Source organism: Arenibacter certesii DSM 19833 (assembly GCF_000429545.1).
GTDB classification, from domain to species: Bacteria; Bacteroidota; Bacteroidia; order Flavobacteriales; family Flavobacteriaceae; genus Arenibacter; species Arenibacter certesii.
On sequence record NZ_KE386915.1, the window covers coordinates 70948 to 79619 of the forward strand.

Genomic DNA, 8672 nt, shown 5'->3' on the forward strand with positions numbered 1-8672 from the left:
TTTAAGATCTCTACATTGTTATAGTCGGTTTTCTTTCTTCTGTCCTTAACTAAGATGTCTCTATCCGTGGCAACCGAGTTGTCTGAGTTTTGCAATTGAATTTCTATGGATGCTCCGTCTATAGAAATTATTGGAGTGATGGTTTGGTTTTGGGCTGAAATAATGCCTACATTAAATAATGATAATGCTACAAGACTTGCGAAATTTTTCATAAGTAATTAGAGTTTCGGGGTTAGTAAAATTTTCTATTGCAAAATTAAGGAAGCAGGTTTACCAGAATATTGGAAACGAAATATTAGTAGTAAAAGACCTACATCTACTAGTTAACGTGTATAGTCTAAGAGTATTTTGTTAATTAAGAGCTGAAATTGAATTTTTGGATAAAATTTGTTTTAAATTCTCAACATTACTCTTATATGATTTGGAAAATGGCAATTGTAGTTTATTTTGTTTTAAAGTACATATCCCTTTTCCATAATTAATTCTTGACACATAACTGGTATTGATAATATAACTTTGATGTACTCGAACAAAATTAGAGGGCAAACTGTTTTCGAAAGTTTTTAACGTTTTAAACGCGCTTATAGTACTTCCGTCTTTCATGAAAAAATCAGTTGTATTATTGTCCGCTTGTAAATACATTATCTCGTTGGTATTCAGATAACGGTAATCTTTATAGGATTGTAATAATAAGGTCTGTGGTTGATCTTCCTTGGGCATTTTCATTTTCAGCCTTAGTATGGTCTTTCTAATGTCAAATTCATTATATGGGAAAAGCCAATAATCAAAGAATTGATTTTTTATAGCCTGGTAGGCATATTTTTTTGAGGAAGCTAGCGCAATGAATATAGGGATTTCTCTTAAATATTGATGTAATTCCATAATCATATGAAAGTATTCAGGTGCCTTATCGTTTAAGTGCACAAAAACAACATCTGGAGTTTGCTTTAAGATTGTATTTAAGCCTTCAATACTACCTTTAGCCACACCTTTACATCTGAAATCGTCATACTCTTCCAGGTAGTGCTGTAATTGTAAGTTAGACTCCGCATCAGTATCTAGAATGGTATAGGTATATCCCATTAATGGCCATTTTGACGCAAATTAATGAACCTTAAAAGTTTAGTATGGATTTAAACCTTAGAAAAACTAGGGTTTTCGTTTTCAGTATGCATTTAATTAAATTTGAAAGGTTATTCTTTCCAAAAGCGGCTAATATGTACTAATAAAAATGAAGTTACAGGCTAATAATAAAAAATAGTGAATTCTTTTCTCGTTTTGTTCTTGAATGGAACGGGAATTTCATTGAGATACAATTAGTGGTTTATGTAAGTTAAAATATAGAATATATCGGTTTAGCAAATTCTATTGAAATCCACTTATTTAAGCTAGGAAAACCCCTTGTAAATATGCTAAACTGGGGTAGGGGATATAGGTGTAATTTATGGATTGCTAATAAATATTCCTGCTATTTCTGGACTTATGCGCATTGGTTTAAATGTCGCTGAGTTTAACAGGCACCACTCCGTTTTTGCCTTGACCAATAATTGACCGGTTTCTTTGTTAAACATCTCTACAATACGGCTACTTACTGGGCCTTTACTTTTGTCAATATAGGTTTGTAATTCAATTACATCGTTTAATTTAGCTGCATTCTTATAGGTGATATGATGGGTTAGAACCACCCATACTGTTGTATTAATTAGCGCTTCAGGAGCTTTAGCTTTCCAATGTTCCTTAGCAATATCCTGCATCCATTGCACGTATCTTACATTGTTTACGTGGTCTAGATCATCAAGGTCATCTTGTACAACAGTAAGGGTCTTTTTAAATACGCTCATTTTTATTTTTTAAGAATATGGACCTCAAATAATTTATCCCAGTTTTTACCAGTTACAAAAAATGTTTTTCTTTCAGGATGATAGGCAATACCGTTAAAAACGTCTAGGTCTGGATGCTGGGTAACCTTATTCTTAAGTCCCCCAAAATTAACAACGCCTTCTATAGCGCCACTGTTGGCATCAATTATCATCATACTTTCCTTTTGGTACACATTGGCGTAAATTTTTCCATTCACATATTCTAACTCATTGGCCCGGTTAAAGATAGAGGTGTTGGTTACCGTTTCAAAATATCCTTCCTCTGCCATTGTATCGGGATTTAAGATCCATATTTTTTCTGTACCGTCGCTTTTAAATATTTTACTGCCATCATTGCAAAGTCCCCAACCTTCTTTACTCTGATTGTACTTGAAACTGTCTATCTTTTTAAAAAGGTTAAGGTCATATATAAATCCAACTCCACTCTGCCAAGTCAGTTGATAGATCTTATCGTTCATAATAGTAATCCCTTCCCCGAAATACTGATCCTCCAAGGCTATTTTTTGAAGTACCTTACCTGTCTTATAATCCACTTTTCGTAAAGAGGAGTGCCCTTTTCTTCCTGTACTTTCGTATAGCGTGTCATTATAAAATTCCAACCCTTGGGTATAAGCGGTGGGATCGTGCGGAAATTCATTGATTATTTCGTAGGTATATATTTCCGGGGCTTTTTCCGCTAATAGTTTTATCTCTTTACTGATCTCTACATTACCACCATCATAACTGATATTTGCTGTGATGGTCTTAGCGCCAAGTTGCGGTAAATTAAATTTAATTTTATTGTCCACTACTGCTACTTCAGCATTGTTGATATAATAGGTTACTTGGTCTATTTTCTTTTCCTTTTTGTTAGCTATGGAAATGTTGACCAATTCATTTTTTTTAAATTCTGTTTTATTCCCTTCAAATTGAATTTCGAAAAGCTGACTTGGGTCGGTGTTTCCTCCACAGGCCATAAAAAATAATGGAAGTAGAAATAGGAGGTTTATCTTGGTAGAGCTCATTTTACTAGATTTAGATTTCTTTGAAATAATATATTTTGTGACTTTATGGACCATATTTTGGAAAGATTTTGGGTCGCTTATTTCTATAGGCTATTCAGAATCAAACCTTAATGTGCAGTAAATTAAATTTGAAATTTGAAGGCAAGATATTTAATAAAATTTAGATGCGAAAAGGATTGTTTAAAAATTAAAACTTTGTATATTTGCAGCGGCAAGTCCTACACGACCAGCTCCTGTAGAATCCCCCAGGGTGGGAACGCAGCAAGGGTATATGGTTGTAGCGGTGCGATGTAGGTAGCTTGCCATTTTTTGTGCCTTAAAGTTACACATCACGCTCGATGTAAATACAAAAAGTATCTCCAACTTTTTAGTCTAATTCCCTCTTCTCTTTTCATTTATTTGTTAATTTGCAGACTTATTTTAGTAAGATGGAGCAAAAGGTAGTGCTAATTACAGGAGGTTCTTCAGGAATCGGTAGATCTATTGGGGGTTATTTAAAAACCAAGGGATTTATTGTATATGGAACTACTAGGAATTTGGCCAATAATTCCAATTTTAAGGATTTTAATCTTTTGGAATTAGATGTGCGTGATCCTGAAAGTGTAAAGCGGGCAGTTGCAGAACTTCTTGCGAAAGAAGGTAAGATAGATGTTTTGGTCAATAATGCAGGAATTGGAATTACCGGTCCAATAGAGGAAACGCCACATGAAGAGATATTAAAAGCCTTTGACACCAATTTTAACGGTCCGCTACATCTTTCTAAAGCGGTGCTACCTACCATGCGGAGTCAAGGCTCAGGGTTAATCATTAACATCACGTCCATTGCTGGTTACATGGGGCTTCCCTATAGAGGTATCTATTCTGCAAGTAAGGGAGCGCTAGAATTAGTGACCGAAGCTTTAAGGATGGAAACTAAAGCATTTGGAATACATTTTACCAATCTTGCTCCAGGAGATTTTGCAACCAATATAGCTGCAGGAAGATATCATTCACCAGTTTTTGAAACATCGCCCTATAAAGAACCTTATGGCAATACCCTGAAAATGATGGATGAGCATGTAGAGAGTGGAAAGGATCCTCTTCTAGTAGCACGTATGGTGTTTAAGATTATCAACACTAAAAATCCTAAAGTACATTATAAGGTGGGTGAGTTTATGCAAAAATTCTCCCTGTTTCTCAAAAAGATAGTGCCAGACAAAGTGTACGAGAAACTTCTAATGAACCATTATAAATTGTAATTTTACACCATATATAAGGTTTCGCCCGTTTTAGGGTATTTTCAGTATTAATAATTAAAAAATAAGTAATATGAAGTTCTTTATTGACACGGCTAATTTAGCGCAGATAAAAGAAGCCCAAGAATTGGGTGTATTGGATGGGGTAACTACAAATCCATCTTTAATGGCAAAAGAAGGGATTACTGGAAGAGATAATATTCTAAAGCATTATGTGGATATCTGCAATATTGTGGATGGTGATGTATCTGCTGAAGTTATCGCTACGGATTATGAGTCTATGATTAAAGAGGGTGAGGAACTGGCGGATTTGCACGAACAGATTGTGGTTAAGATCCCAATGATCAAAGACGGTGTAAAAGCGATTAAGTATTTTTCGGATAAGGGAATAAGAACTAATTGCACGTTGGTATTTTCTGTGGGTCAAGCTTTATTGGCTGCTAAAGCTGGAGCGTCATACGTTTCTCCGTTTATTGGAAGACTAGATGATATTTCCACTGATGGTTTAAACCTGATAGCAGAAATTAGACATGTATATGATAATTATGACTTTGGTACTGAGATATTAGCAGCTTCTATAAGACACACTATGCACGTAATAGATTGTGCTAAAATTGGTGCCGATGTAATGACTGGACCATTGTCTTCTATAGAAGGTTTGCTAAAACACCCATTAACTGATAGTGGTTTGGCTAAATTCCTAGAGGATTATCAGAAAGGAAATTAATATTCCTTTAAAGAAATTCTTGAGAAGCTCCATACCCTTAGGTTATGGGGCTTTTTTTTTGATCTAGGTTAGAAGATATAATCAGCTTAACTTAAAGAAAATAAAACTTAGTGAATTGTGATTTTTTATGAATATTGGAGAGGGGAGGAGGCTTCAATATATTTTAGCTAGTTAGAGATGTCAAGGAAATAATTAAACTTTAAAAGCTCCTGTATAGATCTGCATAAGCATCGACAATAAGTCCATTTTTAGTAATAATTCCTTTATTAAGTCCACCTATTACCAAAGTGTATTTTAAGTTTTCAAAGTCATCTGTCCTAAACTGATAGTCCAAATCCAAGTTATTGGTAATTAACATGGATTGCCAGCGCATCATTTCGGTGTTACAATTTATACCGATAAAAGTATATTGTGGATTTAGCTTTTCTAACTCATTCACTCTTTTAATAATATTTTTAAAATGTTGCTTTTGTGTTCCGGACCAGAAATAGAAAACAGCATTCTCTTCCTTTTCGGCAATTTCTCGAAGGGAAATTTTGTTTTCTCCATTATCATATACCAAAACTTGCGGCAACTTTTTATTCGGCTGCATATTTTTAACCCCTTCGTAAATTGCTTCAATTTCGGATATATGCTTATTGTTAGAAGAGTATTTGTGAAAGTCCGAGATAAATTCCTTAATATTTTCCTCGGTATCGTGTACATTGATCAGGTAATACAAAGCAACGCTCCTAAAGAGGTTATCTCTAATACTTTTAGACGTTACCAAACTGTCTATCAGTTTTAATTTGTGTTGATTAAAATGCAGTTTGTCCTCAACAATTTCAAAATGTTGTCCTTGGCAGTTATCTGCGCACCCCATATATGCTAGGTTGTCAAAATGGGTTTTTAAGAAGTTATAGTAATATCTATGATACGCTAGCTCATCTAAATTATAATCCACGTTTTTCCTATAACTGTAAAAATCCTTGTCCAATTTCGGAATGGAATTGCTACCAGATACACGTCTGTTCCAAAATGGGTATTTTTCCTTATAAGTATAATAATTGTAGTCAATACTCGTCTGCGCCATAGTAACGGCATTGTCCGAAAGTTTCACCTCTTTGCTTAAAACATCTAGTATAGTGGTTCTTAACTGCCTAAGTGAGTCTATTTTATGGGCAAATGCAGAGGGATCAAGATGAGAATAAGAATAGATGGTAGGAATTTCTTCTTCTGTGCTAAGGAATAATTCTAATAGAAAATTATTTATTTCTTTCCCCCTACCTGAAAATATAAGGGATTCGTCAAAATCTTCAGTATTTAAGCGTATCATAAGACTATCGCCCTGTTCTAGGTAAACGTATTGTAGCTCAGGTTGATGGTCAAAGTGATAAAGGCCTTCGGCAGCAGATTTCAGCTGAATGGAAAACCTGTTGTCGTCAGTTAATTTTGCTGAATCTATAACGACTTCATCCTTGTAAAGCACCACGTACTCGCTTGTGGGATTTAATATTTCACCAGCGAAGAATACATTTGGGGACTTCTTGATTTCTGTGCCGCAACTAGTAACAAAAGCAAGTATAAAAACGTAGAGTAAAGGTTTATTCATATTTGAATAGCAACTTTGTTGTAAACAAAACTAGCAAACGGAATAGAGATTGGCTGTTAATAGTGAGTTAAATATCCTTCAGACCTACTTAAGTAGGGATAATGTAGCAGCTATATGCTTGGATTGAAGGGGTAATTTTCGTTATTTTGCAGAAATTATAAAACTCAATTTATTTATGCTATCAGTATCAAACTTATCCGTGCAATTTGGAAAGCGAGTCCTATTTGATGACGTGAACGTTTCGTTTACACAGGGCAATTGTTATGGTATTATTGGTGCCAATGGCGCAGGTAAATCCACTTTCCTTAAAATATTGTCAGGTCAGATAGATGCAACTTCGGGGCAGGTGCATTTAGAGCCGGGAAAACGGATGTCTATCCTAGAACAAAACCACAACGCCTATGATGAGCATACCGTTTTAGAAAGTGTGGTAATGGGGAATAAGCCTTTGTTTAAGATCAAAAAGGAGATAGATGCACTTTATGCGGATTATAGTGATGAAAATGCGGATAGGATAGGGGAGTTGCAGGTTCAGTTTGAAGAAATGGACGGATGGAATGCGGATAGTAATGCTGCAGCTATGCTTTCTAATCTAGGAATCTCGGAAGACATGCACTATGCGTCTATGGCCGATATAGATTCTAAATTAAAAGTGAGAGTATTATTGGCTCAAGCATTGTTTGGTAATCCTGATGTATTGATTATGGATGAGCCTACCAACGACTTGGATTATGAAACCATTAGTTGGTTAGAGAATTTCCTAGCAAATTATGATAATACTGTTATCGTAGTTTCCCACGATAGACACTTTTTAGATTCGGTTTGTACACATATAGGGGATATAGATTTTGGTAAACTCAACCTCTACTCCGGTAACTATACGTTCTGGTATGAGAGTAGTCAGTTGGCTGCTAGGCAAAGAGCACAGCAAAACAAAAAATCGGAGGAAAAAGCCAAAGAATTACAAGAGTTTATTAGACGTTTCAGTGCAAACGTTGCAAAGAGTAAACAAGCCACCTCTAGAAAAAAGATGCTCTCTAAGTTGAACATCGAGGATATAAAGCCTTCTAGCAGAAGGTATCCGGCTATAATTTTTGATAGAGAAAGAGAGGCAGGAGATCAAATTTTAAATATTGAGAAACTTTCTGCAACTTCTGAAGAGGGAGAGGTTCTATTTCAGGATGTAAATATAAACTTGGCCAAGGGTGATAAAGTAGCTGTTATCTCTAGGGATTCTAGGGCATCTACTGCATTTTACGAAATACTTACTGAAAATCGAAAAGCTGATAGTGGTGAATTTCAATGGGGAATAACCACCAATCAATCTTACTTACCAGCTGATAACTCCAAATTCTTCAATGAAGATATCAATTTGGTAGATTGGTTGAGACAATGGGCAAAAACAGAGGAAGAAAGAGAAGAAGTAAGTATAAGAGGGTTTTTAGGCAAAATGCTCTTTAGTGGTGAGGAAGCATTAAAGAAATGTACTGTTTTATCTGGAGGAGAAAAAGTGAGATGTATGCTTAGTAGGATGATGTTGATGAGAGCGAACGTACTTATGTTAGATGAACCTACTAACCACTTAGATCTAGAAAGTATTACCACGTTTAACAACTCCTTAAAAAACTTTAAGGGTACGGTAATGTTTACCACCCATGATCATGAATTTGCACAGACAGTAGCAAATAGGATTATAGAACTAACACCAAAGGGTTGTATAGATCGCTACATGACATTTGAAGAGTATATGTCTGATAGTAGCATTAAGGAGCAGCGAGATAAAATGTATGCCGTTCCAGCTTAATCCTAAATGCAGGGCACTTGGTACCAGTGATCCCAGTTTAAGATTCGTGCTTTAGGTAGTTAAATCATAAAGTCTTTATCCTTTTACTTTTTATTAGCACAATCATTAGAGAGTGCAATAAGAGTAGGATAAAGACTTTTTTTTGCGGTAACTTTTACATTTAAGTAGGGTATTGTGTTATCCACTTTACCGGTATTGACGGGACCATCATTGCAACTACTTTAGGGATATTCGGGAGTAGGCCGATTTTCACTAAAAACTGGACAGAACGAATCCTGGAACATCGATGTTTCCGGGATTTTTTTTATGGTTTATTTTCGAAGTGGATTTTCGTCCGGTTTAAGAGGGCTTTTTGGTCGTTTTAGTGAGGTTCTGGCATACCTTTCCCATCGAAGTTTCGGATCGCTAGTCCCTATGCCGCTTTTTCCAGC

General features: G+C 35.5%; 8 protein-coding genes and 1 other RNA gene. 4 read left to right on the plus strand and 5 right to left on the minus strand.

What is annotated here, in order from left to right:
• The 4 genes from G466_RS24200 to G466_RS0120845 all read right to left on the minus strand — a co-directional run.
• On the minus strand, positions 1-212 hold a 212-nt coding region (locus tag G466_RS24200), incomplete at its 3' end, for a hypothetical protein (RefSeq protein WP_034236338.1).
• 139 nt (positions 213-351) lie between these two features.
• Positions 352-1083 (minus strand): LytR/AlgR family response regulator transcription factor, encoded by a 732-nt coding sequence (locus tag G466_RS0120835; RefSeq protein ID WP_026815353.1) that lies wholly within the window; start codon positions 1081-1083, stop codon positions 352-354.
• 359 nt (positions 1084-1442) lie between these two features.
• Entirely contained in the window at positions 1443-1841 is a 399-nt protein-coding gene (locus tag G466_RS0120840) for an acyl-CoA thioesterase (protein ID WP_026815354.1), read from the minus strand.
• Between the two features lie 2 nt (positions 1842-1843).
• Positions 1844-2884, minus strand: a complete 1041-nt coding sequence (locus G466_RS0120845) for a glutaminyl-peptide cyclotransferase (protein WP_026815355.1) — start codon at positions 2882-2884, stop codon at positions 1844-1846.
• 209 nt (positions 2885-3093) lie between these two features.
• Between G466_RS0120845 and ffs the strand changes: the two genes are divergently transcribed.
• The 3 genes from ffs to fsa all read left to right on the plus strand — a co-directional run bounded on the left by ffs (position 3094) and on the right by fsa (position 4846).
• Positions 3094-3192: signal recognition particle sRNA small type (gene ffs, locus G466_RS23695), an RNA gene on the plus strand.
• Between the two features lie 120 nt (positions 3193-3312).
• Positions 3313-4122: an SDR family oxidoreductase gene (locus G466_RS0120850; protein ID WP_026815356.1), complete on the plus strand. Its 810-nt coding sequence runs from the start codon at positions 3313-3315 to the stop codon at positions 4120-4122.
• Positions 4123-4192: 70 nt separating this feature from the next.
• A complete protein-coding gene (gene fsa, locus G466_RS0120855) occupies positions 4193-4846 on the plus strand; it encodes a fructose-6-phosphate aldolase (RefSeq protein WP_026815357.1) in 654 nt (217 codons plus the stop codon).
• A 199-nt stretch (positions 4847-5045) separates the two neighbouring features.
• On the opposite strand, the gene G466_RS0120860 is transcribed toward fsa, so the two are convergent.
• On the minus strand, positions 5046-6437 hold the full coding sequence (locus G466_RS0120860) for a hypothetical protein (RefSeq protein ID WP_026815358.1): 1392 nt from the start codon (positions 6435-6437) through the stop codon (positions 5046-5048).
• A gap of 175 nt (positions 6438-6612) precedes the next feature.
• On the opposite strand from G466_RS0120860, the gene G466_RS0120865 reads away from it, so the two are divergent.
• Positions 6613-8241 carry an ABC-F family ATP-binding cassette domain-containing protein gene (locus G466_RS0120865; protein ID WP_026815359.1) on the plus strand — a complete coding sequence of 543 codons (1629 nt, stop codon included), beginning with the start codon at positions 6613-6615 and terminating at the stop codon, positions 8239-8241.
• Positions 8242-8672 lie beyond the last annotated feature (431 nt).

Bases quoted from the DNA above. Each gene is read 5' to 3' on its own strand.
- G466_RS0120860 (WP_026815358.1), bottom strand. From the start codon at position 6,437: ATGAATAAACCTTTACTCTACGTTTTTATACTTGCTTTTGTTACTAGT.
- G466_RS0120840 (WP_026815354.1), bottom strand. From the start codon at position 1,841: ATGAGCGTATTTAAAAAGACCCTTACTGTTGTACAAGATGACCTTGAT.
- G466_RS0120865 (WP_026815359.1), top strand. From the start codon at position 6,613: ATGCTATCAGTATCAAACTTATCCGTGCAATTTGGAAAGCGAGTCCTA.
- G466_RS0120845 (WP_026815355.1), bottom strand. From the start codon at position 2,884: ATGAGCTCTACCAAGATAAACCTCCTATTTCTACTTCCATTATTTTTT.
- G466_RS0120835 (WP_026815353.1), bottom strand. From the start codon at position 1,083: ATGGGATATACCTATACCATTCTAGATACTGATGCGGAGTCTAACTTA.
- G466_RS0120850 (WP_026815356.1), top strand. From the start codon at position 3,313: ATGGAGCAAAAGGTAGTGCTAATTACAGGAGGTTCTTCAGGAATCGGT.
- fsa (WP_026815357.1), top strand. From the start codon at position 4,193: ATGAAGTTCTTTATTGACACGGCTAATTTAGCGCAGATAAAAGAAGCC.